A 24,988-nucleotide genomic window follows, 5' to 3' on the forward strand; every position below is an offset into this window, starting at 1 on the left:
CATTTTTCACGGTATCGCGCCCAAAGGAGAGCCATGTCTACCCTTCTCCCGTCTCTGGGTGCCGGGCTGGTGTTCGGGCTGGCGCTCGCCGCGCCGCCCGGCCCGATGAACGCCGTCATCGCCGAGGAGAGCGTCGTCCGCGGGTGGACCGCGGGCGCTCGCGCCGGCCTCGGCGCGATGAGCGCCGACGCGCTGTTTTTCGTTCTCGCGGCGCTCGGCCTCGTCGCGTTCGTCGAGCAGTTCCCGACGGCGCAGGCCGTCATGGTCGGTGTCGGCGGCGTCCTCATGCTCTACTTCGCCTACGGCGCGGTACAGGAGATGGACACCACGTTCCGCGAGGCCGCCGACCCCGACGAGGACAGCGCGGGCTTCACGAAGGCGTTCGTGCTCGCGCTGACGAACCCCTACCAGATTCTGTTCTGGCTCACCATCGGCGTCGGTCTCTTGGAGACCGGCACCGTCGACGTGCTCGCCCACACGCCGTATCTCGGGGCGTCGCTGGCGAACCTCCTCATCGTGGAGACGGGAAGCCCGGCGCTCATCCTCGGCTTCTTCGGCGGCATCGCGGTCTGGGTGACCGGCTTCCCCGCGGCGCTCGTCGCGGCCGAACAGCGCGTCGACTCCTTCGCGCCGGCCGTCGCCGCCGTCAGCGCCGTCGTCCTCGGCGGCTTCGGCGTCGTCTTCATCTGGGACGCGGTGCGGTCGCTCGTGCTCTGACGCGCGGAAAAATGGGGCCTCGGGTCGCTACATATCGTCGACGATGTCGTCGGCAATCGTGTTCAGGTAGTTGCTGTGGTCGTCGCCGACCTGTTCCTCCACGTCGTGGTCGGTGTAGTTCGCGGGCGGCGTGTCGCCGTCTTCGAGACCCGTCTCGCCGAGGGCCTGGTCGAACTCGATGGCGTTGTACACCCACTGGAGCACGTCGTCGGCCTGGTTGTAGTAGTTGTGAACGTGACCGGTCCGGTCGCGGATGGCCTCGTAGGTAGCCCGTCCCTCTTCCTCGCCGGGGACCTCGTTGTCGGTCGCGGCCCCGAACGGGTGGACGGTCGCCACTTCGTGGCTCGGGTCGGTCCAGTCGCTTCGGCCGTCGAGGGTGCGGAGGGCGCTGAAGACCACCTGTGCGCCGAGCGAATGGCTGGCGAACCGGAGGGTCGCGTCCGGACAGGTCGTCTTGAGGTCGACGGCGAACTGTGCGAGCTTGCGGCCGTTCGCTTGGGCGATGTCCTGCGATTCGCCCCAGCCGTAATCCAGGCCACCGCCCTTGTCGTTGTCCCACGTGTAGCCGACGACCGTGCCGCCGTAGCCGGCGGCGTCGAGTTCGGCGTCGGCCGTCGCTATCTTGTCGAGGGCGGCCGCTTCGGGGTCGTCGCCGTCTTTGTCCCAGCCGTGGACGAACACGGTCAGGTCTGCGGCGCACCCGGCGTCGACGCCGGGCACGTCGCCGGAGGTGTCGTAGCCGCGGGCGGTGTGACCGGACGCGAGCGAGCCGTCGTCGTCGAAGTGGTCGCGCGTCGAGACGTAGGGGACCGACGCGGCGGCCGCGGGGCCGCTTCCGAGGGCCGTGAGTCCGGAGAGCGCTGCTGCTGTCGTCGCGAGAAACTGCCGTCTACGTGCCATGAGTTATCTACCCACTCGTCTGTGGGCACCTTTTCTGCGAGTCGAAATATATTAAATCAAACTACGGTATGCTACGTTGAGATATTGTCCCAACGGTCACCCGAAACCGGACGACTGTCCCGCGGTCGAGATGACGGAACCGACGGCGTTCCGGCCGGCGAGACGAGAAACACTATGAACCGTGGTGGTCGATTCCCGCGTATGTTCGATAAATCGACGTGGATTAAGCTGCCCCGGAACGTGCTTCAGGGCCACGGCGTGCTCGACGACCTCTCGGCCGCGGTCGACGAGCTGTACCTCTCCGGCGACCCGTTTCTCGTCACGAGCCCGTCGCCCGACCGCATCGCCGGCGACCGGGTTCGCGACCAGTTCGACGGCATCACGTCTATCTCGCTCGACCGCGCGAGCTTCGAGTCGGTCGAGCGCGTCGTCGACGCGGCCCGCGAGGCCGACGCGGGCTACCTCATCGCCCTCGGCGGCGGCAAGCCAATCGACGTGGCGAAGATGGCCTCCGACCGCCTCGACTGCGGTTTCATCTCGGTCCCGACGGCGGCGAGCCACGACGGCATCGTCTCGGGTCGGTCGTCGATTCCAGAGGGCGACACCCGCCACTCGGTCGCCGCCGACCCGCCGCTCGCGGTCGTCGCCGACACGGAACTGCTCGCGGAGGCCCCGTGGGAGCTCACGACCGCCGGCTGCGCCGACATCATCTCGAACTACACCGCGGTCAAAGACTGGGAACTCGCCCACCGCCTGAAGAACGTCGAGTACTCCGAGTACGCGGGCGCGCTCTCGCAGATGACCGCCGAGATGCTCGTCGGCAGCGCCGACTCCATCAAACCGGGGCTCGAAGAGTCCGCGTGGATCGTGACGAAGGCGCTCGTCTCCTCGGGCGTCGCCATGTCCATCGCCGGCTCCTCGCGGCCCGCGTCGGGCGCGGAACACCTCTTTTCGCACCAACTCGACCGCATCGCGCCCGGAAGCGCCCTCCACGGCCACCAGGTCGGCGTCGGCTCCATCATGACCGAGTACTTCCACAGCGGCGCGCGCGGCGAGTGGACCGACATCCGCGACGCCCTGTCGACGATGGGCGCGCCGACGACCGCGGACGAACTCGGCATCGACGACGAGACGATTATCGAGGCGCTCACGACCGCCCACGAGATTCGCGACCGCTACACGATTCTCGGCAACGGCGTCAGCGAGGAGGCGGCCATCGAGGCCGCGACCATCACGGGCGTCATCTAAGCCCACCTTTTTAGCCTCGGGTCGCGGAGCGACCGCTCGGCGCAAAAAGTTCGTGTCGCGACGTGGTGGTCTCGGGACCGGGTGAACTCTGAAGGGCGAGCGCCCCGGGCGCACAGTATGGAACTCGTCGAAGCCACCGCAGCGGACCTCGACGCGCTCGTCAAGCGTTGGTATTCACTCGCGAAAGCGATGGAAGCACACGACGAACTGAACGCTCTCGCCGCGGATGTCACCGAAACCGCCGTCGGTGGCTTCCGCGCCCATCTCGATGACGAGGCGGTCACCGACTATCTCGTCGTCCACGAGGGCGAGACAATCGGCTTCGTCACGCTCCGCGAGGACCACCACCCGTCCCGGCAGTACGCACAGTCCCTTCGAATCGTGAACCTCGCTGTCGATGACGCGTCCCGGAACCAGGGTTACGGCACGGACATCCTTGCACGAGTGAAAGACATCGCCCGCGACCGAGGGTGCGACCACCTCACGGTCTCCTGTGAATGGCAAAACGAGGATGCACGCCGATTCTACCGTGACGCGGGGTTCCGACCGAAGCAAGTCGACTTCGCACAGCCGCTGGAGTGAGTTGACTCTTGGTGGTACCGCTCTCAAACGCCGTCCGGAACCCGAAGACGGAATACGTCGTCTTCCCAATCCCCGGCCATGGCAACTGCGAGCGCAGACAACCCCCTGAAGGAACACCCCGCGGCCGCGACCGCCGTCCTCTCGGTGGTCGGGTACGCCCTCGTCATCGGGACGTTCCTCGGCGTCGTCCCCGGGAGGGTCTTTCCCGACCTGTCGCTCCCACAGGTGAATCTCCTCTCGGACGCCATCGCCGTCGTGAACACGGTGAACGTCCTCGTCATCGCGGCGGGTTGGCGCTGGATTCGTCGCGACGAGGTCCGGAAGCACGCGGCCGCGATGGTCACGTCGTTCGGCCTCATCCTCGTCTTCCTCGTGATGTATCTCGCGAAAATCGGCGGCGGCGGCACCAAGGAGTTCGTCGGCCCCGCATTCGCGTACTACCCGTATCTTGCGATGCTGGCGATTCACATCATCCTCTCTATCGTCTCGGTGCCGGTCGTCCTCTACGCGCTCATCCTCGGGATAACCCACTCCGAGCGCGAACTCCGGACCGAGACGCCCCACCGGAAGGTCGGCCGTATCGCGGCCGGCGCGTGGCTCGTCTCGCTCGCCCTCGGCGTCGTGACGTACCTGCTTCTCAACCACGTGTACAGTTGGGAGTACACGGTCACCGCCGTCGAGTCCGCGGGCGCGCTCCTCGCGCCCGTCGTCGGGGTCTGAGGCGCGTCGCCCCGGCGAACCGTTCCCCCGCGGCGCTCCGGTTCCCGGTCGCGTCGCGTCCTCGAAAACTGTGGATTTTTATTGCGCGACGTAGTGGCGGCGAATATGCGAGTCGCGCTCGTCTCGATGTACACGACGCACCACGAGGAGACGGGAGCGACCAGACGGCTCCGACGAACGGCCGAACTCCTCGCCGAGCGCGACCACGAGGTGACGGTGCTCTGTGCGAAGTGGTGGGACGGCGAGGTTGCCGAGTTCAAACAGGACGGGGTGACCTATCACCGCGTGACTGACACGCCCGCCGTCGGCGGCTTCGCCTCCCGCGTCCCCTTCGCCCTCCGCGAGGTCTCACCCGACGTGATTCAGGTCGCGAGCTACCCGCCGTCGCACGTCACGGCGGTCAGGACCGCGGCGCGGTTCCTCCGGACGCCGGTCGTCGCCGACTGGTGGACCCGCGACGACCGCGGCGGCTCGCGGGCCTACCGGCGGGCGGCGAAATCCCCGAACGCCGTCTTGGTCCCCTCGGAGATGGTCCGCACGCAGGTTCGCGAACTCGGCGCTGCGGTCGATTCGACCCACCTCGTCCCCGAGCCCATCAACATGGACCTCGTCCGGAGCGCAGAAGCCGATGAGCGCGCGGACGTGGTGTACGCCCGCGACCTCGACGAGCACGCGAACGTCGAGAGCTTCCTCCTCGCGCTCGCGGAACTCCGCGACAAGGACTGGTCCGCGGTCGTCATCGGCGACGGCCCCGAGCGCTCGACGGCCGAACAGACCGCCCGCGACCTCCGCATCGACGACCGCGTGGAGTTCCTCGGCGAACTCTCCGCGAACGAGGCGGTGCCAATCATGAAGGGCGCGCACGTCTTCGCGCAGACCGCGACGGTCGAGCCCTTCGCGACGAACCTGCTGTGGGCGCTCGCCTGCGGCTGTGTGTCCATCGTCGAGTATCAGGCGCGGTCGTCGGCCCACGAACTCGTCGAGGGGCGCGAGCGCGGGTCGCTCGTCACGAGTCCCCAAGAGCTGGCGGACGAAATCGTCGCCGCCCGCCGGTACGACCACGAGACGGTCGACGACGACTTCGCGCGCTACGACTTCCGACGGGTCATCGAGCAGTACGAATCGGTCTACGAGACCGAGCGCGACGACTACGGCTTCTTCTGAGTCGACCGCCGTGGCGGCTGTCGCGGTGGCGGCCGTCGTGACGGCGACCGAAGTCGGGCGAGCGCGGCCGCTCGCGACTGGCAAAAATCGAGAGGAGTGACGACCGCGTCAGTCCTGGACGTCGTAGTCGCCGCCGTACTTCATGAAGAAGTACGCGAGGCCGAGCGTCGCGATCATCGCGAACGTCGTCGCAACGCCGAGGGACTTCGCGCTGTCGGGGACCTGCGGGCGGCTCGGGCCGCCGCCACCGCCGGTGCTGACGGTCGGCACGTCGCCGCCGACGGCGACCGCGCCGAGCATCCCGAGCGCCTCGTGGGGCACGCAGTGGTACTTCGTGATGCCCGCGTCGCCCTCTTCGAAGGTGTACTCGTAGGTGCTTCCGGCCTCGGAGACGGCCGCGCCGGAGTCGAGCGACGCGCCCTCGCTCGCGACGACGTTGTGGCCGCCGCCCTCGCCGGTCCACTCCCACGTCACGGTCGTGCCGGTGTCTATCCAGACGCCCGCGGGGGAGAACGCGAGTGCGCCGCCGTTACCTTCTGCGCCCACTTCGATGGTGACCTCGCTTTGGCCGCGGAGGTCTTCGTACCCTCCGTCGATGCCGTCGAGGTGGCCGCCGAAGTCCGGTTCTTCCGTCTGCGCCGCGGCCGTGCCGGAAGTGGCGGCGACCGCCGCGCCGCCAGCGGCCGCCCCGAGGAACGCCCGCCGAGACATATCCACGTTGCCGTCGGTCATGTCCGCCGCTTGGTGTGGGCTTGTAGTGAATACTTTGGTTCTCGTCCGCCGGTCGGGGGTGTCGCGCCTCGATATAGGGGGGTGACCCCGCGATGTCGGCCGCGCCGACGAGGGTCGCTTCCGGGCTCGTCTTCCGAGGGTCGCTTACAGCGTGTAGTCGAACTCGCCCGTCTCGCTCTCCAGGAAGGCCGTCAGGAGGTCGATGTAGGCGACCACGTCGTCCTCGTGGACGCTCTCGGTGACGGTGTGGAGGTAGCGCGTCGGCATCGAAATCGCGCCGACGGGCTTCGCGCCGTAGCTGTTCTGGAAGCCGCCGGTGTCGGTGCCGCCCGCGGGGAGCAGTTCCATCTGGTAGGGGATGTCGTCGTCCTCGGCCACGGCGCGGAGGCGGCGGTGGACCTTCGGGTTGGCGATGGCGCTCGAATCCTTGAGCTTGATGCCCGCGCCCGCACCGAGTTTCGTGACGTGGTCGGCGGGGTCGAAGCCGGGCACGTCGTTGGCGACGGTGGTGTCGAGGCCGAGCGCGAGGTCGGGGTCGAGGTCGACGCCGAGCGCCTGCGCGCCGCGGAGGCCGACTTCCTCTTGGACCGTCGCGGCGAAGTGAATCGTCACCTCGGGGTTCTCGATGCGTTTGGCGGCCTCCAGCATGGCGAACAGGCAGACGCGGTCGTCGATGGCTTTCCCCGTCACGTGGTTCCCCATGCGGACGGTCGTCTGTTCCATCGTCACGAGGTCGCCGACGGAGACGGTCTCCTCGACGGTCTCGGCGGGCAGGCCGAGGTCGACGTACACGTCCTCGACCTTCGGCTCCTTCTGCTTCTGTTCTTCCGTCAGCGTGTGCGGGGGAACCGAGCCGATGACGCCCGTGAGGTCTTCGTCTTCCGCGTGGACGGTCACGCGCTGGGCCTTCAGGACGCGGGGGTCCCAGCCGCCGAGGGCGTCGAGTTGCAGGAAGCCCTCGTCGTTGACGTGGCGGACCATGAAGCCGATTTCGTCCATGTGGGCCGCGACGGCGACCTCGTAGTCGCTCTCGCCTTCGATGGTGCCGACGACGTTGCCCATCCCGTCGACCCGGACGGAATCGGTCGTCGCTTCGAGGTCCTCGCGGACGAGCGCGCGGATGCGGTCTTCATAGCCGGGGACGCCGCTGGTCTCGGTAAGCTGCTTCAGGCGGTCGAAGTCGAACTCCATGCGAGTGCATGAATTGCCGGTGTAGATAAGTCCATCAGTCCCGGGCGACCGTGCCGGCACTCGATGGTCCGCCGCGCCGTCTCGGAAGAACTCTAAATATAGTCATTGTTTTTCCGGAACGCTTTTCCAGTTCTCTCCGAAGGTACACCGTATGTCCGATACCGAATCTCAGCTCCGCGAGCAGTTCATGGACGCGTTCGAAAACGCGGATTTCCCCGTGGAAAATCAGATGTCGCTCGTCCCCGCGCTCCCGAACGGTCCGGGCACGAAGTTCAAGACGGACGACGTGACCGTCACGGCGATGGAGCTGGCCGCCAAGCTCGGCAAGCATCAGGATTTCCCGTACGAGGACGCCGAGAGCCTCGTCGACGACATCATCGCCGGCCTCAAGGCCGAAGGCATGATCTGAGTTCGGTCGTCGCGTGACCGAGACGAAACGCGCGCTCTGGGACCGCTTCGTCGACCGCTTCGTCGACGCCGCGGACCCGATTTCACTGTTCGAGACGACCGCCGACGGGACCGTCGACACCATCGCGTACGGTCGCTCCGGTCGGCGGACGCTCCGCCGCGGCGAACGCATGGAGCGGCGGCTCCGCGAGGCCGGCGGCCGCGTCGTCACCGACTACGACCGCCGCGAGGGCCGCTACGAGGGGCTCGTCTACATGATGTACACCCTCGCCGGCGACGAGGTCGTCCCCCGATACCTCGGTAAGTGCGGGAAGTTCGGCGCGTCCGGCACCGACCTCAACAGCAATCTGCGGAACGTCGACACCAACGACGGCAAACTCGCGCGCTGGGGCTACGGGAACTACTACCACTTCGGAGACCTCTCGTCGGCCGCCTTCCGCGACGACGGGCCGGGGAAGTACGACCGCTGGCTGGACGCGCTGTTCGCTTCGACCGACCCGCCGCGGCTCCGCGAGCCGGTGTACTTCTGGGTCGAACCGTGGGCGGTCGGCACGGAGGGGCCGTACCCCGACACGCGGCCGTACCTCGAAGAACTGGAGTACCAACTCATCGGCATCGCCTTCGAACTGTACCCCGAACGCCTGCTCAACACCGAGGGCGTGCCGACGAACCCCGAGGCGTACGCGAAGATGCGCGGCTGGACCGACCGCGAGGACGCCCGACTCTCTGACTTCTGACACCCAAACCGATTTCTCGTCGCCGGGGCAATTCGAGGTATGCGAACGTACGACATCGAGCGCTACCTGAACATCAGGAGCGCCTACGGCGCGTCCTTTTCGGCCGACGGCGAGCGCCTGTCGTTCCTCATGGACACGACGGGCGTCCCGCAGGTCTGGACGGTCGATTCGCCCGGCGCGTGGCCCGAACAGCGGACCTTCTACGAGGAGCGCGTCACCTTCGCCTCGTGGTCGCCCGAGCGACCCGAACTGGCTTTCGGCATGGACAACGGCGGCAACGAGCGCGCCCAGCTGTTCCGGCTCGAACCCGACACCGGCGTCATCGAGAACCTGACCGAACACCCGGACGCCAAGCACCGCTGGGGCGGCTGGAGCCACGACGGCGAGCGGTTCGCGTTCACCTCGAACCGCCGCGACAACGCCGTCTTCGACGTGTACGTGCAGGCCCGAGACGGGACCGGCACCGACGCCGAACTCGTCCACGAGGGCGACGGCTGGCTCACCGTCGGCGGCTTCTCGCCCGACGACTCGAAGCTCATCGTCCAAGAGGCGTACTCGAACTTCGACCAGGACGTGTCGGTGCTCGACCTCTCCACGGGCGAGTTGACCCACCTCACGCCGCATCAGGGGACGGTCCGCTTCCAGAGCCCCGAGTGGGGTCCCGACGGCGAGAACGTCTACATGGTGACCGACCGCGGGAGCGACACGCTCGAACTCGTCCGCTACGAACTCGCCTCCGGGGAGTTCACCACCGTCGAGACCGGCGGTGACCACGAACTGGACGGTCTCAGCATCGACCGCGACTCGCGCCGACTCGTCTACTCGCGGAACGTCGAGGGCTACACCGAACTCACCTTCGGTGAACTCACCGCGCCCGACCGCATCGACGCGCTCCCCCAACCCGACCTGCCGAACGGCGTCGCCGGCGGCGTCTCGTTCTCCCCGGACGGCGAGCGCGCCGCGGTCACCGTCACCGCCAGCGCCGACACCGCGAACGTCTACGTGGTCGAGTTGGCCACGGGCGACGCCGAGCGGTGGACGCTCGCGGCGACGGCGGGCATCCCGCGGGACACGTTCGTCCCGCCCGAACTCGTCCGGTATCCGACGTTCGACGGCCGCGACATCCCGGCGTTCTTCACGCTCCCCGAGGAGTCGCCGGAAGGGGAGACGCCCGTCATCGTGGACATCCACGGCGGGCCGGAGTCCCAGCGCCGGCCGTCGTTCTCGGCGGTCAAGCAGTACTTCCTCTCGCGGGGGTACGCCTACTTCGAGCCGAACGTCCGCGGGTCGGCGGGCTACGGGAAGGCCTACGGCCACCTCGACGACGTGGAAAAACGGATGGACTCCGTCGCCGACATCGAGGCCGCCGTCGAGTGGCTCCACGACCACCCGGCGGTCGACCCGGACAAAATCGTCGCCATGGGCGGCTCGTACGGCGGGTTCATGGTGCTCGCGGCGATGACCGAGTACCCCGACCTCTGGGCCGCCGGCGTCGACATCGTCGGCATCGCGAACTTCGTGACGTTCCTCGAAAACACGGGCGACTGGCGGCGCGAACTCCGCGAGGCGGAGTACGGCTCGCTCGAAGACGACCGCGAGTTCCTCGAATCCATCTCGCCCATCAACAACGTCGAGACGATTCGCGCGCCGCTTTTCGTCCTCCACGGCGAAAACGACCCGCGGGTGCCGGTCAGCGAGGCCCACCAACTCGTCGAGGAGGCGAGGGAACACGCCCACGTCCGCGAACTCATCTTCGACGACGAGGGTCACGGCTTTACCAAACTGGAGAACCGCATCGAGGCGTACTCTCAGATAGCAGACTTCCTCGACGAGTACGTCCGGAGCGCGCCCGCCGCGGACGACTGAGGCGGACCTACCTTATTTTCCGTTAGAGTCAAAGCGCGGGACATCGAATCCCCGTCTATGAGCGCGGACTCCGAACAGCGAACGATCCGGTGTCTCATCGCCAAGGTGGGACTGGACGGCCACGACCGCGGCGCACACGTCATCTCTCGCGCCTTCCGCGACGCGGGATTCGAAGTCATCTACTCGGGGTTGCATCGCGCCCCGGACGAAATCATCCAGGCGACGGTCCAAGAGGACGTTGACGTGCTGGGTATCTCCATTCTCTCCGGCGCGCACAACACGCTCGTCCCGAAGGTGATGGCCGGTCTCGAAGAGTACGGCGCGCTCGACGACACGCTCGTCATCGTCGGCGGCATCATCCCCGAAGAGGACCGACCCGGTCTCCTCGAAGAGGGCGTCGACGCCATCTTCGGCCCCGGCACGCCGATGCAGGAGACCATCGACTTCGTGAAGGAACACGCGCCCGAGCGACCGTGACGATGAGTCGGGCGGTCGAATCCGACCTCGTCGAGCGACTCCTCGACGGCGAGCACCGGGCGCTCGCGCGCGCCATCACGAAAATCGAGTCGCAGTCGCCGGGCTACCGGGACATCGTCTCGGAACTCCACGCGCACACGGGCGACGCGTCCGTCGTCGGCATCACGGGCAGTCCGGGGGCCGGCAAATCGACGCTCGTGGACAAACTGGCGAAGTACTACCGCGACCAGGGCGAGACGGTCGGCGTCATCGCCGTGGACCCCTCCTCGCCGTACACCGGCGGGGCCGTCCTCGGCGACCGCATCCGCATGGCCTCGAACGTCGGTGACATGGACGTGTTCTTCCGGTCGATGAGCGCTCGCGGCCAGCTCGGCGGCCTCTCGACCGCCACCGCGGACGCCGTGAAGGCGCTCGACGCCTTCGGGAAAGACCGTATCATCATCGAGACGGTCGGCGCGGGGCAAAACGAGGTGGACGTGGTGAAGACCGCCGACACGGTCGTCGTCCTCGTCCAACCCGGCAGCGGCGACGACGTGCAGATGCTCAAGGCGGGCATCCTCGAAATCGGCGACGTGTTCGTCGTCAACAAGGCCGACATGGAGGGCGCATCGCGTACCGTCGCAGAGTTACAGGAGATGATTCACCTCCGCGACGACCCGCGGGCGAACCTCGATACGGGCCACCACGGGGCCGCGGCGTTCGACGACGGCCACGGCGGCGGTCACGGCGGGCACGCGGACGCGAGCGACGCCGAAAGCGACGCCGAGGGTGACCCATCCAACGCCGACGAACCCCTCGTCTGGACGCCGCAAGTCCTCGAAACGGTCGCCACGACCGGCGAGGGAATCGACGAGTTGGTCGAGACGCTGGACGACCACCGCGACTACCTCGACGCCTCCGGCGAACTGGCCGAGAAGGCCCGAAAACGCGCGGGCGAGGAGATTCGACAGCTCCTCCGAAGCGACGTGAACCGGCTCCTCGAAGCCGAACTCGACCGACGCGGCGGAGTCGAGGAGTTCGCTCAGGCCGTCGTCGAAAAGGAGACCGACCCCTACGCGGTCGCTGAAGACGTGCTCGAACCGCTCCGGGAGTGTCTGGACGACCGAGCCGACTGAGCCGACCGAGGCCAAGACGACGTTTGCCCCGCCCACCATCCCGCCACGGGCGGGCGAATTAAGGCCACCGCGCGCCATCTACGTGACATGAAACTCCGACGAGCCATCGGACTGGCCGCCGCCGGCGTCGGCCTCACCGCCGCGGCCAACGCGGCCCTCTCGAAGCGCGTTGAACCCCTCGAACCGCCGCTGTCCGGGTCGCACGGGACGTATCGCTGGCGCGGCATGGACGTGTCGTACGTCGAGGCCGGGAGCGAAGACGACCCGACGCTCGTCTGCCTCCACGGTATCAACGCCGCGGGGTCGTCCGGCGAGTTCCGCGAGGTGTTTTCGACGCTCGCCGAGGACTACCACGTCGTCGCGCCCGATCTCCCCGGGTTCGGCCTGTCGGACCGCCCGGCGCTGTACTACTCGCCCGCGCTCTACGAGGACTTCGCCGGCGACTTCCTCGCGGAGTACGACGACCCCGCGGTCCTCGCCTCGTCGCTCACCGCGGCCTATGCCGTCGCCGCCGCGGAGCGGGACGACGTGTCCGTCTCGCGGTTCGTCCTCGTCTGCCCCACGTCGCGCGGCGGCCCCGACCCGAAGGAGTGGCTCCGCGAACTCGTCCGCGCGCCGGTCGTCGGCGAGGCGCTGTTCAACGTCGTCGCCTCCCGGCCGTCGATTCGCTACTTCAACGCCGACCACGGCTACTACGACCCCGAGAAGGCCGGCGAGGAGTGGCAGGAGTACGAGTGGCGCACGGCTCATCAGGAGGGCGCGCGCTTCGCGCCGGCGTCGTTCATCTCCGGCTACCTCAACACCGACATCGACCTCGGCGGGGCGCTGGCGGCGCTCGACGTGCCGACGACGCTCGTCTGGGGCCGCGAGAGCGACATCACGCCGCTGAAGCGGGGCCGCGACCTCGCGGACGCCGCGGACTGCACGCTCGTCGTCTTCGACGACGCGATGCTGCTCCCGCACGTCGAGTTCCCGAACGCCTTCGTCGACACCGTCCGCGACGCCCTCGACTGAGCGTCGCGTCCCGACCGCAACACAATCCGTGATTTGAACCGATGCTCGACTCCCTCTCGCTGTTCTCGCTGTTTCTGTACGGAGCCATCGCGCTCCTCGCGGCCGGCTTCTGGGCGTGGCTCCTCGGGTCGTACATCTTCGGCTGGCGCTCGCCGCTGGAGGCCGTGGAGGCGCGCGACGAGTAAGTGGCCGCGGCGCTACTCGCTCGCGGGCCGGAACACGACCAACCGCTCGTCGGTCGTCGCGTTCTCGCCCACGCCGACCGAGACGGTCGTGCCGAGGTCGACCTCGTCGGCGGGGAGGTCGCGGACGACGCCCGTGAGCTTGACCGGGCCGAACGACGCGACGGCCGTCACGTAGGGCGCTTCGTCTGCGAAGTTCGGCGCAGGGACGTGCACCTCGGTAAAGGTGAGAACCTCGCCCGTCGCCGGGAGCGGTTCCTCGGTCAACTCGGCCGCGCCGCAGTGCGGACAGGAGCGCCGCGGCGGCAGCGACCCGTGGCCGTCGGGACACGCGAGATAGTACCCCTCGCCGTCCGCGATTGCGGCCAGCCACTCGTCGTAGCCGGTGTCGGTCATCGGTCCACCTCCAGCACGTGGACGACCGCGCTGGCGACGGTCCCGCCCGCGTTGTGGGTGACGCCGACCCGAGCGTCGGGGACGGCGTCGCTGTTGCCGTGGTCGCCGCGGAGGAGCTTCGTCATCTCGACGACTTGGGCGGTTCCCGTCGCGCCGACGGGGTGACCCTTCGCCTTGAGGCCGCCCGAGAGATTCACCGGGAGGTCGCCGTCGCGGGTCGTCTCGCCGCGGGCGGCCGCGCCGACGCCCTCGCCGTGGTCGTAGAGGCCGAGCGATTCGAGCGCGAGCACCTCGGCGATGGTGAAGCAGTCGTGGACCTCGGCCACGTCCACGTCGTCGGGGCCGATACCGGCGTCCGCGTAGGCGGCGTCGGCGGCTTTCGTCGCGGCGGGCGTCCGCGCGAGATGGGGTCTGTCTTGGAGCGCGGCCTTGTCGCCGCCCTGTCCCGACCCGGTGACGGTGACGGGCGCGTCGAGCCCGTGTCGCTCGGCGTAGTCGTCGCTGACGAGGACGACCGCGCTCGCGCCGTCGGTGATGGGACAGGCGTCGTAGAGGGAAAGCGGGTCTGCGACGACGGGGCTTTCGAGCGCGTCGTCGACCGTGATTTCGCGGTGGAACTGCGCGTAGTCGTTCTGCATCGCGTTGGCGTGGTTCTTCACCGCGATGTGCGCGAGGTCTTCGCTGTCGCCGCCGAAGGCGTCGAAGTACGCGCGGGCCATGAGCGCGTACGCGCCGGGGAACGTGACGCCCGCGCGGACCTCGAACAGTTCGTCCGCGGCGATGGCGAGCGACTGCGTCACCTCGGCGGTCCCGAGGTTGTTCATGCGCTCCATGCCGCCGGCGAGGACCACGTCGGCCGCGCCGCTCCGAATCGTCGCGACGGCCTGCCGGAAGGCGACGCCCGCGGAGGCGCAGGCCTGTTCGTAGCGGGTCGCGGGGCAGTCGAGGCCGGCGGCCTCGGCCATGACCGGCCCCTGATGGCCCTGCTTCTCGGCGAGTTCGCCCATGAAGTTGCCGTAGAAGATTTCCTCGTAGTCGTCGCGGGAGACGCCGGCGTCCTCGCGGGCGGCGAGGGCGGCCTCCGCGAACAGGTCGCGGCCGGTTCGCTCGGGGTGACTGCCGAACTTCGTCAGTCCGACCCCGGCGATTCGCACGTCAGTCATGGATGAACGTACGTGATAGATGGTCCTTGAACCTGCCGCTCGCCCGCGGGCGGAGTCGCGGTTCGGCTCTCGCTCCCCCGCGCTCGCGGCCGCGACGCGACGAAGCGAGCGTCCCGCCGGTGTCGGCCGATTTCTCCGTCGCATCACCGCCGCGTTTTCGACCCATCGCAACCGTTACCACGGTCCCGCGAGACGGTCCACTATGAGTGACTGGATAGGCGACACGTTCACCAGCGAGGTCGGCTGGAACCACTTAGAGCGGCTCGTCGACATCGGCAACCGGATGACCGGCTCGCCCGGCGAGCGCGAGGCGATGGAGGCGACGCGAGACGCCCTCGAACGCGTCGGCGCGCGGAACGCCCGCATCGACCCCTTCGAGATTCAGGGCTGGGAGCGCGGCGACAGCGCCGTCTACGCCGCCGACACCACCCAGGACTGCATCGCGCTCCCGCGCAGTCCCGCCGGGACCGCGAGCGGCGAACTGGTCGACCTCGGTTACGGCCTGCCCGAGGACTTCGACCGCGACCTCTCGGGGAAGGTCGTCGTCGTCTCCACGACGGTGCCCGACCACTACGACCGCTTCATCCACCGCCGCGAGAAGTACTACTACGCCGTCGAGGCCGGCGCGGCCGCGTTCGTCTTCGCCAACCACGTTCCCGGTCAACTCCCGCCCACGGGGAGCGTCGGCACCGCCGACGCGCCCATCGGTGACATCCCCGCGGTCGGCGTGAGCAAAGAGGTCGGCGCGCGCCTCCGCCGTCGGTTCGACGGCGACGAAGTGACCGTCGACGTGACCTGCGAAGCACCCGCGGCCGAAAGCGGGAACGTCCACGCCGAACTCGGCCCCGACACCGACGAGGAGGTGCTCGTCACGAGCCACCTCGACGCCCACGACATCGCCGAGGGCGCGATGGACAACGGCGCGGGCACCGCGATGGTGGTCGAAGTCGCCCGCGCGCTCGCCGCCCGCGAGGACGAACTCGACACGCGCGTTCGCTTCGTCTGCTTCGGCGCGGAGGAGGTCGGCCTCGTCGGCTCCGAGTACGAGGCCGAGCGCCTCGGCGACGACCGGGCGAACGTGAAAGCCATCGTCAACAACGACGGCGTCGTCGCCGGGCGGACGCTCAAGCTCACCACCCACGGCTTCGACGAACTCGAAGCCGCCGCCGAGACCGTCGCCGAGCGGTTCGACCACGACGTTTCGACGCTACCCGAACAGCTCCCGCACAGCGACCACTGGCCGTTCGTCGCCCACGGCGTCCCGGCGTACATGGTCGGCAGCGAAAAGGAGGGCCGCGGCCGCGGCTGGGGCCACACGCACGCCGACACCATCGAGAAACTGGAGTCGCGGACGCTCCGCGAGCAGGCGATTCTCCTGACCGAACTGACCGTCGAACTCGCCGACGCCGACCGCGAGATACCCCACGCAGACCCCGCCGACATCGCGGCCGCGCTCGAAGCCGAAGACCAAGCGGAAGGCATGAAAGTCACCGGCGACTGGCCGTTCTGAGGCGCCGGCGACGCACAGCACCCGTCCGGCCCGCCCGACCGCCCGGCTCGCCCGACCGCCCGGCTCGCCCGACCGCCCGGCCCGCGCCGCCCACCACCGGACCGAACCACGAGGGCTTTTATTCGCCGCGGCGTAGCACGGGACGATGCTACGGGGGCTCGCCGCGGGTGGACGACGATGAAATTCGGTATCGTCGGTGACGACTCGGTCGCCACCGCCGTCAGAGCGGCCGGTGCGTCGGTCGAATCGGAGCCGGCCGACGCGGACGCCGTCGTCGCGGTCGGCGAGTCGGCGCTCTCGACGGTCGCGCTCGGCTCCGAGTGGGCGTGTCCGGTCGTCCCCGTCGACTGCGGTGCGCCGTGGGCCACGCCGCGGCGCGACCTCGAAGCGCGGCTGTCCGCGTTCGCCGCGGGCGACGGCCGGGTCGTCGACCATCCGACGCTCTCGCTCCGTGTCGGCGGCGACGCGGTGGGCCGCGCGCTCCTCGACGCGATGCTCGTCACGAGCGAGCCGGCGCACATCTCCGAGTACGGCGTCGCCCACGCGGAGGCGGCGGTCCCGTTTTCGTCCGACCCGCCCGACGAGTCGCGCGCGGCGGCGCGCTGGACCTCGGTCGACGAGTTCCGAGCCGACGGCGTCGTCGTCGCCACACCGCTCGGAAGCTCCGGCTACGCGCGCGCCGCTGGCGGCGCGGTTGTCGGCCCGGCCGCCGGGCTCGCGGTCGTTCCCGTCTCGCCGTACGCGACCCAGACGAACTCGTGGGTTCTCCAACCCCCGGTCAGACTGTCGGTCGAACGCGACGACGCGCCCGTCTCGCTCGTCGCCGACGACGAGGTCATCCGGGAAGTCTCTCCGTCGGAGTCTGTGGTCGTCGACCGCGACGGCAGCGTCCCGATGCTGGTCGAGTGAGCGCCGCGTTCGACGCGACTGAGCCGTCGAGCCGCGGCGCTCGACGTGACGAAAATACGTGTTCCTCGTGCGCGGTGCGAAGCGCGACGCGGAAAAGCGAGCGTCGCGGGCTTAGACGATGAGGCTCCAGTAGTCCGAGACGAGGAAGAAGAGACTCTGGAACCCGGCGTACAGGAGCACGAGCCCCGCGGCGACGAGCGAGCCGTTCGGGCGTTCGAGCGGTTTGTCGGTGCGGGCTTCGACCTTGCGCGCTTCGAACTCGAAGAAGTCGGTGACGAACATCCCGACGACCAGCACGGACAGCACCATGCCGCCGTGCGGCTCGACGACCAAGAAGAGGAACGAGGTCACCACGAGCGCGCCCGAAGTGATCGTGTGCGGGAGATACCGGGAGATGGCCTCCTCACCACCCTCCTCGGCCTGCCGGACGTGCGACCGATGGCCGAGAAAACGCGTCGCGAAGTTCGCAAGCACGAGCACGAGCGCCACGTGCGGGACGACCGGTTCGACCGCCGCCAACTGGTCGAGCGGGACGAGGAACTGTAATGGGTGCATACAGGACCGTCGGGGCGAGACTCATTAGAGTTTTTCCAATCCGACGCGGGAGACCGCGCCGAGCGCAACCGCTATTCTGAGGGACTTTTCCGCGACGCGAATCGAAATGAGAGGAGCAGAGACGGTGTCGTGTCGGCTTACTGCGCGTTGCGGCGCTCTTGGAGCGCGTCCATGATCTGGTGTCCCGCCGGGATGAGCACCCAGAAGGTGAGCGCGCCGAGGAGTGCGAACCAGAGGAACACGTCCATCAGGGTGACGCCGATGATGTTGAACAGTCCCTCGGTCGCACCGGACTCCAGCGGTGCGATGAGCTGTTGGGTGCTCTCGAAGCTGGTCGTCCGGTACCACGACGCCAGCACCAGCCACGCGAGTCCGGAGCCGGTCAGGATACCCAGACCCTTGATGAATTCGTCAGCCATTGTTCGAGTCTTCGCCGGAGTCCTCTTGAGACTTTCCCATTCCTTGGGCGCGAAAGCGAGTGCCGAGCGTGTAGACGACCGCGCCGAACGCGATGATGCTCAGCCCGACGACCGCGAGCGCCGTGCTGAGTAGCCCGTCTGCGACGCCGATGCCGAGCGCGCCGAGCGCGCCGGCGACGACCGCGCGGAGGGCGCTCACTTGTAGCGTCGCAGCGTCGAGGAAGACGAAGCCGAGAACCACGCCCACGACGGCGATGAGCGTCGAAAAGACGGTAATCGTCTTGTAGAGCCGCATGGGAACGACGATGTCGCGCCGGCCGCGGCGTCCGCGCTCCGTCCCGTCGCTGTCGCCGGTCCGACCGGTTGCGTCGCTATCTGTCATCAGTGACGCTAAGAAGGGACGGTTGGTAGTGGTTCCGCTCTATTTCGGCGGGCGAAGCCGGTAGTAGCGGCGGTTGAGGTTGTACATATACCCCTCACGCATCGTCTTCAACACCGCGTAGGTGATGGTCCCGAAGACGAACGGCAGCAGGAACGTCAGGTCGAACAGCAGGTCGACGTTCATGGGCATGAGGTTCTTGATGGCCAGCAGCGAGATGGTGAATGCGAACACCACGCCGAAGACGCCGACTGCGGACCAAAACGGCTGTTCGACGGGTCGCCGGGCCGAGCCCTTGTTGAGGAAGGGCACGATGGCGATGAAGCCGACGACGACGCCGTTGGCCAGCACGCCGTACGTGCGGTCGGCCATCAGCATCTGATCGCCCAGAATGGCGATTTCGGGGTTGAGCGGACCGAGTTTGAGCAGTCCGAACGACCAGTAGAGATACCAGTCGGGCAGGATGACCGCCGGCGTGCTCGACGGGTTCGCGGGGCCGCCGATGTGCGGCGGCATCGTCGCCGAGAGGAACAGAATCATCCCGACGAAGAACGACGCGATAGAGAGGTTGCGGACGGTCTCGTGAGGCCACGTGGGGAACGCGAGCACGTCGCGTTCGACGTAGTCGGACTCCGTGCGGAGGTCCTGGTCTTCGCGACGTGCGCGCTCGAAGTACTCGTAGGTGAGCCGAGAGAGGCCGGTCTTGCGAGCCTTGCGCTCGCTCCATGTCGGCGTCTCGTCGTCCGGGGCCACGATGCCCGCGCCGTCGGATCGAATCTCCTCGTTTTCGGGTTCGTTGTCGCTCATAGTTGTCACCTCAGTGCGGCTCCGCGATGCCCTGCACCCACACGATACCGATGTGGATCGCGATGAGCGTCGTCACGACGAACGGGAGCAGGAACACGTGAATGATGTACATACGCTGTAACGTCGACTGGCCCAGCGAGAAGCCACCGAACAGGAGCTGTGCGACCCACTCGCCGGCGAGCGGGACCGACAGCGCCATCTCGACGCCGATCTGCCCGGCCCAGAACGCGAGCTGGTCCCACGGCAGGAGGTATCCGGTGTACCCGAACACCATCGTCAGACTGATGAGGACGATGCCGAGGAGCCAGTTCAGCTCGCGGGGTTCCTTGTACGACCCCGTGAAGTAGACACGGAGCATGTGCAGGAACACGGCCGCGACCATGACCTGCGCCGCCCAGCGGTGGACGGAGCGGAGCATGAAGCCGAACTGCAAGTCGCGCATGATGAACTCGATACTGTTGTAGGCCGTGGTCGGGTCGCCGGTCGTCGCGGGGGAGTAGTAGAACCCGAGAAGGGCCCCGCTTATCGCCGCGACGACGTACGCGAGCGTCGAGAACAAGCCCAGTGTGTACAGGGGGTACCAGTACCAGAACTTGTTGTCGAGGTTGTACTGCTCGGTGTGGCTCTTCGGCATCTGGAGGTTGACTCGGTAGTAGAGTGTCTCCAGAAGCTCTAGATAATCGACGATGCGGAGTCGCTTATCCAGCCAGATAAGCGTGGTGAGGAAGGTGGCCTCGACCGGAGTGAGGTCCTTCTTTTTCATCCAGGCCTTGTGGTCGTAGTCGTCTTTGCGTTCGAGACTCATTGTTTATCGCTTGTAGTAGGGGTACACCGCGCGCTTGACCTGTTCCCACGCGTCATCGCTGCTGACGGTAACACCGTCGACGTCCTCCTCGCGGACGTAGAGGTCCTCCCACTTGCGACGCCGCTTTTTGACGATCATCACGTCGGGGAGGAACTCCTTGCGGTACAGCGCGAGGATGAACGCGAGGTCCACGAAGATGACGGCGAGGATGCCGCCGAGGAACATGTTCCCCGTGTCGGTCAGTCCCCAGCCCGAGACGAAGCCGTACGTGAAGAGGAACACGAACACGACCTCGATGACCGTCAGGAGGACGATTGCGATGGCCGCGGCGGTGCTCTCTCGCGCCGGTTCGTATCGGTGAATGTCACCGTATGTGCTGCCGGTCGAAGACATTATTCGCCACCTCCGGTGTTACCCGTATTTGGGGACTCGCCGTACTTCAAGATGAAGAACGTGTAGATGATGGTGACGAGGATGCCGAGAATCGTCGCCGACCCGACCCAGTGGGCCTGAATCGGGACGCCGAGTTCGTGCAGTTCCTTCTCGCCGCCACCGCCGGTGCTGATAGTCGCCACGTCGTCGCCGACGGCGACCGCCCCGAGCATGCCGAGCGCCTCGTGGGGCACGCAGTGGTACTTCGTGATGCCACCGTTCTCGAACGTGAACTCGTAGGTGCTTCCGGCCTCGGAGACGGACGCGCCGGAGTCGAGCGACGCACCCTCGCTCGCGACGACGTTGTGTCCGCCGCCTTCGCCGGTCCACTCCCACGTCACGGTCGTGCCGGGGTCGATCCAGATGCCAGCCGGTGCGAACGCCAGGTTCCCGCCGTTGCCGGACGCGCCGACCTCGATAGTGACCTCGCTTTGGCCGCGGAGGTCTTCGTACCCTCCGTCGATGCCGTCGAGGTAGCCACCGAAGTCGGGCTGAACCTGCGCTCCACCGCCGCCTTCCTGCGCAGCAGCGGTCCCGGCGGCAGCGGTCGCGGCGGCTGTCGCACCGCCAGCCGTTCGGAGAAACTCCCGCCTTTTCATACGGTCGTTCGTCAGGATGGGACGCGCTTAAACCCACCGACTATGCCGTCACGGAGGTGGTTTACGAGGTGGGTTCGGGCCGGGTTCAGCCCTCAGAACTGTGGGCGTCTCCCTCGGGGGCCTCGATCAACGGCGCGGCGGTTTCGTCCCCGTCGAACGCGGGCACGAACTCGGGACGCGACCCGCCTTCGAGACCCATGACGCGGAGCCTATCCCGGTACTCCTCGGCGCGGAAGCGGTCCGAGAGCCGGGCGTTGGCCACGACGACGAAGAGGAAACAGCCGATGACGAGAAAGCCCAGGCCGGCCAGGGGCGCGATAATCGACTCGAGGTCGGGGAGGACGAGCCACGCCCCGATGAGCGCGAATCCGCCGAGCAACTGGCCGAACGCGACGATTTGGAGCATCCGATTGCCGAAGTCGCCGGTCCCCTGTGCGACCTCGTCGGGCTCGGGGAGCCTGACGGTCTCGGGCGCGTCGTTCACCTCGAAGTCCTCCATCGAACAGAGCGCGACGGTCGGTTTCACGTCGCGGAGGACGGTCCCTTCGCCTTCGACGCTCCCGTCGGGGTAGACGACGGCGTAGCCCTCGTCGGAGTACGCGAGAATCCGCGGCTCGCCGTCTTCGGTCACGCGTTCGAGGACGGCGAACACCTCGCGAATCGCGACGCGGTAGCGGAGTTCCTGTTCGACCCGGTCGAGCAGCTCCTCGCCGACGATCCACGAGTCGGGGTCGAACGCGGCGTCCCACTCCTCGGGCGTCATCTTCGCCATGTCGGCCGGGCCGAAGTTCTCGAAGTCGTACTTGGCTTCGACCTCCTCGCGGAGGGCCGCGAGCTCCGCGTCGGACATCGCGGCGTCGGCGTCCGCGTCCGGTGACGAGCCGTCGTCGGCCGGGGCGGAAGACGAGTCTGACATCGGCCCGGAGTAGGGTCCACGCCGGTAAACGTGTTCCGACCCCGAGCGCGTTCGTCGCGGGCGACTCGCCGCGCGACGCTCCGAAGCACGCCGCCGGGGTTGGTCCGGCGCTCGAAAGCGTGGTTCGGGACTCGAATCTGGGGCGTCGCGGCCGACGTTCGGGGGCCGCCGCGTGGTCTAGCGCTCGAACGGGACGCCGCGCATCGGTCCCTTTAGGCCGACCGGGTCCTAACGCCGTGCGATGGCAGACGAGACGACCTTTGCCACGCTCGCCGCGATTACCGTCACGGCCAGCTTTCCGTTTTACCTCTACGGCGCGTGGATAATGATAGACGCCGAGACGGTGTCGTGGGACGTGCTCGTCTACCACCTCAAAATCATCTTCCCCGGCCTCGTGTTGAACACGGTCCCGGTCGTCACGTGGATGCTCCCGCGGCTCTTTCAGCAACTCAACGGCCTCAGCGCCCTGCACGCGATTCTCGGCCTGCAAGCGTACGCGATGCTCGTCTTCGCGCTCACGGGCATCGTCCGAATCTTCCAGGCCAAGTGGGAGGCCGACCTCTACCGCGACCCCGACCAAGACGTGTCGCTCGACGACCTCCACGAGAACATGGGCGCGTGGCGCGGCCGCCTCCGCGTCGGCGTCTTCGGCTACGTCGTCTTCTGGATTCTCGCGTGGGTGCTCGGCATCTACCGCTACCTGAGCGGCTACGTGTTCGGCTGATTACCACGCCTCGCCGCTGGCGAGGTCGACGTCGTGGTCGCGCTTCGACGAGGGACAGAGGTCTTCGAGCACGCACGCGTCGCAGTCCGGGTTGCGCGCGTCGCAGACGGCCCGCCCGTGGCTGATGAACAGGTGCGTGAACTGCTGCCAGTCTCGCTCGGGGACGACCGGCATCAGGTCCTCCTCGATTCGCTCGGGGTACTCCTCCTCTGTCAGGCCGAGGCGGCGCGAGAGCCGCTGGACGTGGGTGTCGACGACGATGCCCTCGACTATGTCGTGGCCGTGCTGGAGGACGACGTTCGCGGTCTTCCGGCCGACGCCGGCGAGGTCGGTCAGCGCGGACATGGTGTCCGGAACCTCGCCGTCGTGTTTCTCGATGATGTCCGCGCAGGCGGAGCGGATGTACTTCGCCTTGTTGTTGTAGTAGGTGATAGAGCTGATGTCGTCGGCCAGCTCCTCTTGGTCGGCGGCGGCGTAGTCCGCGGCGTCGTCGTACTTCTCGAACAGCTCCGCGGTGACCTTGTTGACGCGCTCGTCGGTACACTGCGCCGAGAGCATGACGGCGATGAGCAGTTCGAGGCGGTTCGAGTAGGAAAGCGAGATGGTGGTGTCGGGGTACTCCTCGTACAGTCGGTCGAGGACCTCCTCGGCCTGCGCCTCGCGGCTTTCGAGTGGCGTGCCCATACCTGTGGGTGCGACCCGGTCGGTTTCAGTCGTTCGGGTTCCGGTGGTCGCCGCGGCGGTCGTCGGAGCCGAACCCAGACGATTTATGATTCACGACCGCGACCGACCGAGTATGTCCGCGCTCGAACTCCCCGGCCGACGCGAATCGTGGCTGACCGCGGCCGCGACGCTCGGCGGCTACGGGCTCATCCTCACGGCGATGTTCCTCGCGCTGTTCGTCCTGCCGTACGTCGCGTTCGCGGCGTAGTCACTCGGCGGTCGGCGTCGCGCGAAAAACGAAATCGAAGGACACGGTCCGAAACGGAGCGAACCGCGGCTCGCGTCGGTTACGCGAACGCGCGGGAGACTTCGGTCTCGTCCGAGGCTTCCTGCTGAATCTTCTCCCAGGCGTCGACGAAGTCCTGCATGAATATCTCCGTGCGGTCGTCGCGGATGGCGAACATCCCGGCTTCCGTACAGACGGCCTTGATGTCGGCACCGGAGGCGTTGTCGGCCATCTCGGCGAGTTCGACGAAGTCCACGTCGTCGGAGACGTTCATCTTCCGGGTGTGAATCTGGAAGATTATCTCGCGGCCGTCCTCGTTCGGCTTGGGCACCTCGATGAGGCGGTCGAACCGACCGGGGCGGAGAATCGCGGGGTCGAGCATGTCGAAGCGGTTGGTCGCCGCGATGATGCGGATGTTGCCGCGCTCGTCGAAGCCGTCCATCTCGGCGAGTAACTGCATCATCGTGCGCTGGACCTCCGCGTCGCCGGAGGTCTTCGAGTCCGTGCGCTTCGAGGCGATGGCGTCTATCTCGTCGATGAAGATGACGGCGGGTTCGTTCTCGCGGGCGACTTCGAACAGGTCGCGGACGAGCTTCGCGCCCTCGCCGATGAACTTGTGCACCAGCTCGGAGCCGGCCATCTTGATGAACGAGGCGTTCGTCTGGTTGGCGACGGCCTTCGCGAGCATCGTCTTCCCGGTGCCCGGCGGGCCGTAGAGGAGCACGCCCGACGGCGGGTCGATGCCGACCTCAGCGAACATCTCGGGGCGGTCGAGCGGCATCTCGACCGTCTCGCGGACCTCCTGCATCTGCTCTTCGAGGCCGCCGATGTCCTCGTAGGTCACGTCGGGGCTGTGTTCGACCTGCATCACGCGCGCCCGGACGTCCGTCTCCTTGTCGAGTCGCTTGACGATGGAGAGAGAGTTGTTCACGGCGACGCGCGCGTCGGGTTCGAGCTCTTCGCGCATCTCGTCGGTCACTTCGGTGAGGGCCTCTTGGTTGTTACCGTGCTGCTTGATGATGACCCCCTCGTCGGTGATTTCCTGAACCGTCGCAACGAAGAGCGGCGACTGCTTGAGCTTCTTGTTCTCGTGGGTAAGGCGCTCGAGCTTCTGTTGATACTTGTTGTTCTCGGCGTTCGTGTCGAGGAGCTTGTCGCGCATCTCCTCGTTCTGCGTTTCGAGAACTTCGAGCCGCTCTTGAAGGGCGGTGATCTTCTCCTGCTGCGACGCCGAGTCCTTATCGTAGGGGAGATCGACGTCGTCCACAGTATCGGTCATCATCCGGCATAGGGTGCAGGTTCATAAGAGGCTTCGGGTGTGTGAGGGATTCGCCGCCTAGGGGGCGTCTGCCGCCCGGATGACGAGTCTGAC

General features: G+C 67.4%; 31 protein-coding genes. 16 read left to right on the forward strand and 15 right to left on the reverse strand.

Going from position 1 to position 24,988, the window contains the following annotated elements; translation table 11 throughout:
* Positions 1–69: 69 nt before the first annotated feature.
* Positions 70–717, forward strand: a complete 648-nt coding sequence (locus tag DEQ67_RS04220) for a LysE family translocator (RefSeq protein ID WP_115802719.1) — start codon at positions 70–72, stop codon at positions 715–717.
* 27 nt (positions 718–744) lie between these two features.
* Here the strand turns inward: DEQ67_RS04220 and DEQ67_RS04225 are convergent, their stop codons facing one another.
* Positions 745–1,617, reverse strand: coding sequence for an alpha/beta hydrolase (locus DEQ67_RS04225; RefSeq protein WP_008605968.1), 873 nt, complete (start codon positions 1,615–1,617; stop codon positions 745–747).
* A gap of 201 nt (positions 1,618–1,818) precedes the next feature.
* On the opposite strand from DEQ67_RS04225, the gene DEQ67_RS04230 reads away from it, so the two are divergent.
* The 4 genes from DEQ67_RS04230 (at position 1,819) to DEQ67_RS04245 (ending at position 5,331) form a co-directional block, all read left to right on the forward strand.
* The gene (locus DEQ67_RS04230; RefSeq protein ID WP_004044114.1) at positions 1,819–2,865 is read left to right on the forward strand and encodes an NAD(P)-dependent glycerol-1-phosphate dehydrogenase; all 1,047 of its coding nucleotides are present in this window, start codon (positions 1,819–1,821) and stop codon (positions 2,863–2,865) included.
* Between the two features lie 117 nt (positions 2,866–2,982).
* Complete coding sequence (locus DEQ67_RS04235) at positions 2,983–3,447, forward strand: GNAT family N-acetyltransferase (protein ID WP_115891334.1); 465 nt, start codon at positions 2,983–2,985, stop codon at positions 3,445–3,447.
* Between the two features lie 78 nt (positions 3,448–3,525).
* A complete protein-coding gene (locus tag DEQ67_RS04240; protein ID WP_004044113.1) occupies positions 3,526–4,167 on the forward strand; it encodes a DUF420 domain-containing protein in 642 nt (213 codons plus the stop codon).
* A 105-nt stretch (positions 4,168–4,272) separates the two neighbouring features.
* Positions 4,273–5,331: a glycosyltransferase family 4 protein gene (locus DEQ67_RS04245; RefSeq protein ID WP_115891333.1), complete on the forward strand. Its 1,059-nt coding sequence runs from the start codon at positions 4,273–4,275 to the stop codon at positions 5,329–5,331.
* Between the two features lie 108 nt (positions 5,332–5,439).
* On the opposite strand, the gene DEQ67_RS04250 is transcribed toward DEQ67_RS04245, so the two are convergent.
* Together DEQ67_RS04250 and DEQ67_RS04255 are read right to left on the reverse strand one after the other, a co-directional pair.
* Positions 5,440–6,063, reverse strand: a complete 624-nt coding sequence (locus DEQ67_RS04250; protein WP_004044111.1) for a halocyanin domain-containing protein — start codon at positions 6,061–6,063, stop codon at positions 5,440–5,442.
* A gap of 144 nt (positions 6,064–6,207) precedes the next feature.
* Positions 6,208–7,254, reverse strand: a complete 1,047-nt coding sequence (locus tag DEQ67_RS04255; protein ID WP_004044110.1) for a M42 family metallopeptidase — start codon at positions 7,252–7,254, stop codon at positions 6,208–6,210.
* 151 nt (positions 7,255–7,405) lie between these two features.
* Here DEQ67_RS04255 and DEQ67_RS04260 point away from each other — a divergent pair, with 151 nt between their 5' ends.
* From DEQ67_RS04260 to DEQ67_RS04290, 7 genes are all read left to right on the forward strand, one after another.
* Positions 7,406–7,663, forward strand: coding sequence for an MTH865 family protein (locus tag DEQ67_RS04260; RefSeq protein WP_004044109.1), 258 nt, complete (start codon positions 7,406–7,408; stop codon positions 7,661–7,663).
* Between the two features lie 13 nt (positions 7,664–7,676).
* Positions 7,677–8,399 (forward strand): hypothetical protein, encoded by a 723-nt coding sequence (locus DEQ67_RS04265; RefSeq protein WP_115802299.1) that lies wholly within the window; start codon positions 7,677–7,679, stop codon positions 8,397–8,399.
* A gap of 39 nt (positions 8,400–8,438) precedes the next feature.
* Complete coding sequence (locus DEQ67_RS04270; RefSeq protein WP_004064322.1) at positions 8,439–10,265, forward strand: S9 family peptidase; 1,827 nt, start codon at positions 8,439–8,441, stop codon at positions 10,263–10,265.
* A 57-nt stretch (positions 10,266–10,322) separates the two neighbouring features.
* Positions 10,323–10,742 carry a cobalamin B12-binding domain-containing protein gene (locus DEQ67_RS04275; protein ID WP_004044106.1) on the forward strand — a complete coding sequence of 140 codons (420 nt, stop codon included), beginning with the start codon at positions 10,323–10,325 and terminating at the stop codon, positions 10,740–10,742.
* A 2-nt stretch (positions 10,743–10,744) separates the two neighbouring features.
* Complete coding sequence (gene meaB / locus DEQ67_RS04280; protein WP_006600555.1) at positions 10,745–11,857, forward strand: methylmalonyl Co-A mutase-associated GTPase MeaB; 1,113 nt, start codon at positions 10,745–10,747, stop codon at positions 11,855–11,857.
* 87 nt (positions 11,858–11,944) lie between these two features.
* Positions 11,945–12,871 carry an alpha/beta fold hydrolase gene (locus DEQ67_RS04285; protein WP_004044104.1) on the forward strand — a complete coding sequence of 309 codons (927 nt, stop codon included), beginning with the start codon at positions 11,945–11,947 and terminating at the stop codon, positions 12,869–12,871.
* Between the two features lie 41 nt (positions 12,872–12,912).
* Positions 12,913–13,056 (forward strand): hypothetical protein, encoded by a 144-nt coding sequence (locus tag DEQ67_RS04290; RefSeq protein WP_188148174.1) that lies wholly within the window; start codon positions 12,913–12,915, stop codon positions 13,054–13,056.
* A 12-nt stretch (positions 13,057–13,068) separates the two neighbouring features.
* Here the strand turns inward: DEQ67_RS04290 and DEQ67_RS04295 are convergent, their stop codons facing one another.
* Both DEQ67_RS04295 and DEQ67_RS04300 read right to left on the reverse strand, forming a co-directional pair.
* Positions 13,069–13,449: a Zn-ribbon domain-containing OB-fold protein gene (locus DEQ67_RS04295; RefSeq protein WP_115802300.1), complete on the reverse strand. Its 381-nt coding sequence runs from the start codon at positions 13,447–13,449 to the stop codon at positions 13,069–13,071.
* The gene (locus DEQ67_RS04300; RefSeq protein WP_115860243.1) at positions 13,446–14,612 is read right to left on the reverse strand and encodes a thiolase domain-containing protein; all 1,167 of its coding nucleotides are present in this window, start codon (positions 14,610–14,612) and stop codon (positions 13,446–13,448) included. The genes DEQ67_RS04295 and DEQ67_RS04300 overlap by 4 nt, the downstream gene beginning before the upstream one ends.
* 202 nt (positions 14,613–14,814) lie before the next feature.
* On the opposite strand from DEQ67_RS04300, the gene DEQ67_RS04305 reads away from it, so the two are divergent.
* Entirely contained in the window at positions 14,815–16,122 is a 1,308-nt protein-coding gene (locus DEQ67_RS04305) for a M28 family peptidase (RefSeq protein ID WP_115891332.1), read from the forward strand.
* A gap of 177 nt (positions 16,123–16,299) precedes the next feature.
* A complete protein-coding gene (locus DEQ67_RS04310) occupies positions 16,300–17,031 on the forward strand; it encodes an NAD(+)/NADH kinase (RefSeq protein WP_004064316.1) in 732 nt (243 codons plus the stop codon).
* 111 nt (positions 17,032–17,142) lie between these two features.
* On the opposite strand, the gene DEQ67_RS04315 is transcribed toward DEQ67_RS04310, so the two are convergent.
* The 8 genes from DEQ67_RS04315 to DEQ67_RS04350 all read right to left on the reverse strand — a co-directional run bounded on the left by DEQ67_RS04315 (position 17,143) and on the right by DEQ67_RS04350 (position 21,943).
* On the reverse strand, positions 17,143–17,586 hold the full coding sequence (locus DEQ67_RS04315) for a DUF7313 family protein (protein ID WP_004044098.1): 444 nt from the start codon (positions 17,584–17,586) through the stop codon (positions 17,143–17,145).
* A 137-nt stretch (positions 17,587–17,723) separates the two neighbouring features.
* Positions 17,724–18,005, reverse strand: a complete 282-nt coding sequence (locus DEQ67_RS04320; protein WP_004044097.1) for a DUF7314 family protein — start codon at positions 18,003–18,005, stop codon at positions 17,724–17,726.
* Positions 17,998–18,387: a DUF7315 family membrane protein gene (locus tag DEQ67_RS04325; protein WP_004044096.1), complete on the reverse strand. Its 390-nt coding sequence runs from the start codon at positions 18,385–18,387 to the stop codon at positions 17,998–18,000. The genes DEQ67_RS04320 and DEQ67_RS04325 overlap by 8 nt, the downstream gene beginning before the upstream one ends.
* Before the next feature lie 39 nt (positions 18,388–18,426).
* A complete protein-coding gene (locus tag DEQ67_RS04330) occupies positions 18,427–19,191 on the reverse strand; it encodes a cytochrome bc complex cytochrome b subunit (protein WP_004044095.1) in 765 nt (254 codons plus the stop codon).
* 10 nt (positions 19,192–19,201) lie between these two features.
* Positions 19,202–19,996, reverse strand: a complete 795-nt coding sequence (locus tag DEQ67_RS04335) for a cytochrome b (RefSeq protein ID WP_004044094.1) — start codon at positions 19,994–19,996, stop codon at positions 19,202–19,204.
* 3 nt (positions 19,997–19,999) lie between these two features.
* Positions 20,000–20,389, reverse strand: coding sequence for a DUF7318 family protein (locus DEQ67_RS04340; RefSeq protein ID WP_004064315.1), 390 nt, complete (start codon positions 20,387–20,389; stop codon positions 20,000–20,002).
* Positions 20,389–21,027 (reverse strand): halocyanin domain-containing protein, encoded by a 639-nt coding sequence (locus tag DEQ67_RS04345; RefSeq protein ID WP_006600548.1) that lies wholly within the window; start codon positions 21,025–21,027, stop codon positions 20,389–20,391. The genes DEQ67_RS04340 and DEQ67_RS04345 overlap by 1 nt, the downstream gene beginning before the upstream one ends.
* A gap of 85 nt (positions 21,028–21,112) precedes the next feature.
* The gene (locus DEQ67_RS04350) at positions 21,113–21,943 is read right to left on the reverse strand and encodes a DUF7319 domain-containing protein (protein ID WP_004064313.1); all 831 of its coding nucleotides are present in this window, start codon (positions 21,941–21,943) and stop codon (positions 21,113–21,115) included.
* Positions 21,944–22,184: 241 nt separating this feature from the next.
* Between DEQ67_RS04350 and DEQ67_RS04355 the strand changes: the two genes are divergently transcribed.
* Entirely contained in the window at positions 22,185–22,667 is a 483-nt protein-coding gene (locus DEQ67_RS04355; protein WP_004064312.1) for a DUF7321 family protein, read from the forward strand.
* On the opposite strand, the gene nth is transcribed toward DEQ67_RS04355, so the two are convergent.
* Entirely contained in the window at positions 22,668–23,351 is a 684-nt protein-coding gene (gene nth / locus DEQ67_RS04360) for an endonuclease III (RefSeq protein WP_004044089.1), read from the reverse strand.
* Between the two features lie 112 nt (positions 23,352–23,463).
* On the opposite strand from nth, the gene DEQ67_RS04365 reads away from it, so the two are divergent.
* Positions 23,464–23,598, forward strand: a complete 135-nt coding sequence (locus tag DEQ67_RS04365; RefSeq protein ID WP_013035235.1) for a hypothetical protein — start codon at positions 23,464–23,466, stop codon at positions 23,596–23,598.
* Positions 23,599–23,677: 79 nt separating this feature from the next.
* Here DEQ67_RS04365 and pan1 read toward each other — a convergent pair whose 3' ends face one another.
* Positions 23,678–24,895, reverse strand: a complete 1,218-nt coding sequence (pan1, locus tag DEQ67_RS04370; protein ID WP_004064311.1) for a proteasome-activating nucleotidase Pan1 — start codon at positions 24,893–24,895, stop codon at positions 23,678–23,680.
* Positions 24,896–24,988 lie beyond the last annotated feature (93 nt).

Origin of the sequence: Haloferax sp. Atlit-48N (assembly GCF_003383015.2) — an archaeon.
GTDB classification, from domain to species: Archaea; Halobacteriota; Halobacteria; order Halobacteriales; family Haloferacaceae; genus Haloferax; species Haloferax volcanii.

Coding starts and splice junctions, on each gene's coding strand:
- DEQ67_RS04230 (WP_004044114.1), top strand. CDS start 1,819: ATGTTCGATAAATCGACGTGGATTAAGCTGCCCCGGAACGTGCTTCAG.
- DEQ67_RS04350 (WP_004064313.1), bottom strand. CDS start 21,943: ATGTCAGACTCGTCTTCCGCCCCGGCCGACGACGGCTCGTCACCGGAC.
- meaB (WP_006600555.1), top strand. CDS start 10,745: ATGAGTCGGGCGGTCGAATCCGACCTCGTCGAGCGACTCCTCGACGGC.
- DEQ67_RS04330 (WP_004044095.1), bottom strand. CDS start 19,191: ATGAGCGACAACGAACCCGAAAACGAGGAGATTCGATCCGACGGCGCG.
- DEQ67_RS04295 (WP_115802300.1), bottom strand. CDS start 13,449: ATGACCGACACCGGCTACGACGAGTGGCTGGCCGCAATCGCGGACGGC.
- DEQ67_RS04310 (WP_004064316.1), top strand. CDS start 16,300: ATGAAATTCGGTATCGTCGGTGACGACTCGGTCGCCACCGCCGTCAGA.
- DEQ67_RS04285 (WP_004044104.1), top strand. CDS start 11,945: ATGAAACTCCGACGAGCCATCGGACTGGCCGCCGCCGGCGTCGGCCTC.
- nth (WP_004044089.1), bottom strand. CDS start 23,351: ATGGGCACGCCACTCGAAAGCCGCGAGGCGCAGGCCGAGGAGGTCCTC.
- DEQ67_RS04225 (WP_008605968.1), bottom strand. CDS start 1,617: ATGGCACGTAGACGGCAGTTTCTCGCGACGACAGCAGCAGCGCTCTCC.
- DEQ67_RS04320 (WP_004044097.1), bottom strand. CDS start 18,005: ATGGCTGACGAATTCATCAAGGGTCTGGGTATCCTGACCGGCTCCGGA.
- pan1 (WP_004064311.1), bottom strand. CDS start 24,895: ATGACCGATACTGTGGACGACGTCGATCTCCCCTACGATAAGGACTCG.
- DEQ67_RS04340 (WP_004064315.1), bottom strand. CDS start 20,389: ATGTCTTCGACCGGCAGCACATACGGTGACATTCACCGATACGAACCG.
- DEQ67_RS04355 (WP_004064312.1), top strand. CDS start 22,185: ATGGCAGACGAGACGACCTTTGCCACGCTCGCCGCGATTACCGTCACG.
- DEQ67_RS04290 (WP_188148174.1), top strand. CDS start 12,913: ATGCTCGACTCCCTCTCGCTGTTCTCGCTGTTTCTGTACGGAGCCATC.
- DEQ67_RS04325 (WP_004044096.1), bottom strand. CDS start 18,387: ATGACAGATAGCGACGCAACCGGTCGGACCGGCGACAGCGACGGGACG.
- DEQ67_RS04245 (WP_115891333.1), top strand. CDS start 4,273: ATGCGAGTCGCGCTCGTCTCGATGTACACGACGCACCACGAGGAGACG.
- DEQ67_RS04345 (WP_006600548.1), bottom strand. CDS start 21,027: ATGAAAAGGCGGGAGTTTCTCCGAACGGCTGGCGGTGCGACAGCCGCC.
- DEQ67_RS04260 (WP_004044109.1), top strand. CDS start 7,406: ATGTCCGATACCGAATCTCAGCTCCGCGAGCAGTTCATGGACGCGTTC.
- DEQ67_RS04275 (WP_004044106.1), top strand. CDS start 10,323: ATGAGCGCGGACTCCGAACAGCGAACGATCCGGTGTCTCATCGCCAAG.
- DEQ67_RS04335 (WP_004044094.1), bottom strand. CDS start 19,996: ATGAGTCTCGAACGCAAAGACGACTACGACCACAAGGCCTGGATGAAA.
- DEQ67_RS04315 (WP_004044098.1), bottom strand. CDS start 17,586: ATGCACCCATTACAGTTCCTCGTCCCGCTCGACCAGTTGGCGGCGGTC.
- DEQ67_RS04300 (WP_115860243.1), bottom strand. CDS start 14,612: ATGACTGACGTGCGAATCGCCGGGGTCGGACTGACGAAGTTCGGCAGT.
- DEQ67_RS04305 (WP_115891332.1), top strand. CDS start 14,815: ATGAGTGACTGGATAGGCGACACGTTCACCAGCGAGGTCGGCTGGAAC.
- DEQ67_RS04250 (WP_004044111.1), bottom strand. CDS start 6,063: ATGACCGACGGCAACGTGGATATGTCTCGGCGGGCGTTCCTCGGGGCG.
- DEQ67_RS04235 (WP_115891334.1), top strand. CDS start 2,983: ATGGAACTCGTCGAAGCCACCGCAGCGGACCTCGACGCGCTCGTCAAG.
- DEQ67_RS04255 (WP_004044110.1), bottom strand. CDS start 7,254: ATGGAGTTCGACTTCGACCGCCTGAAGCAGCTTACCGAGACCAGCGGC.
- DEQ67_RS04270 (WP_004064322.1), top strand. CDS start 8,439: ATGCGAACGTACGACATCGAGCGCTACCTGAACATCAGGAGCGCCTAC.
- DEQ67_RS04240 (WP_004044113.1), top strand. CDS start 3,526: ATGGCAACTGCGAGCGCAGACAACCCCCTGAAGGAACACCCCGCGGCC.
- DEQ67_RS04365 (WP_013035235.1), top strand. CDS start 23,464: ATGTCCGCGCTCGAACTCCCCGGCCGACGCGAATCGTGGCTGACCGCG.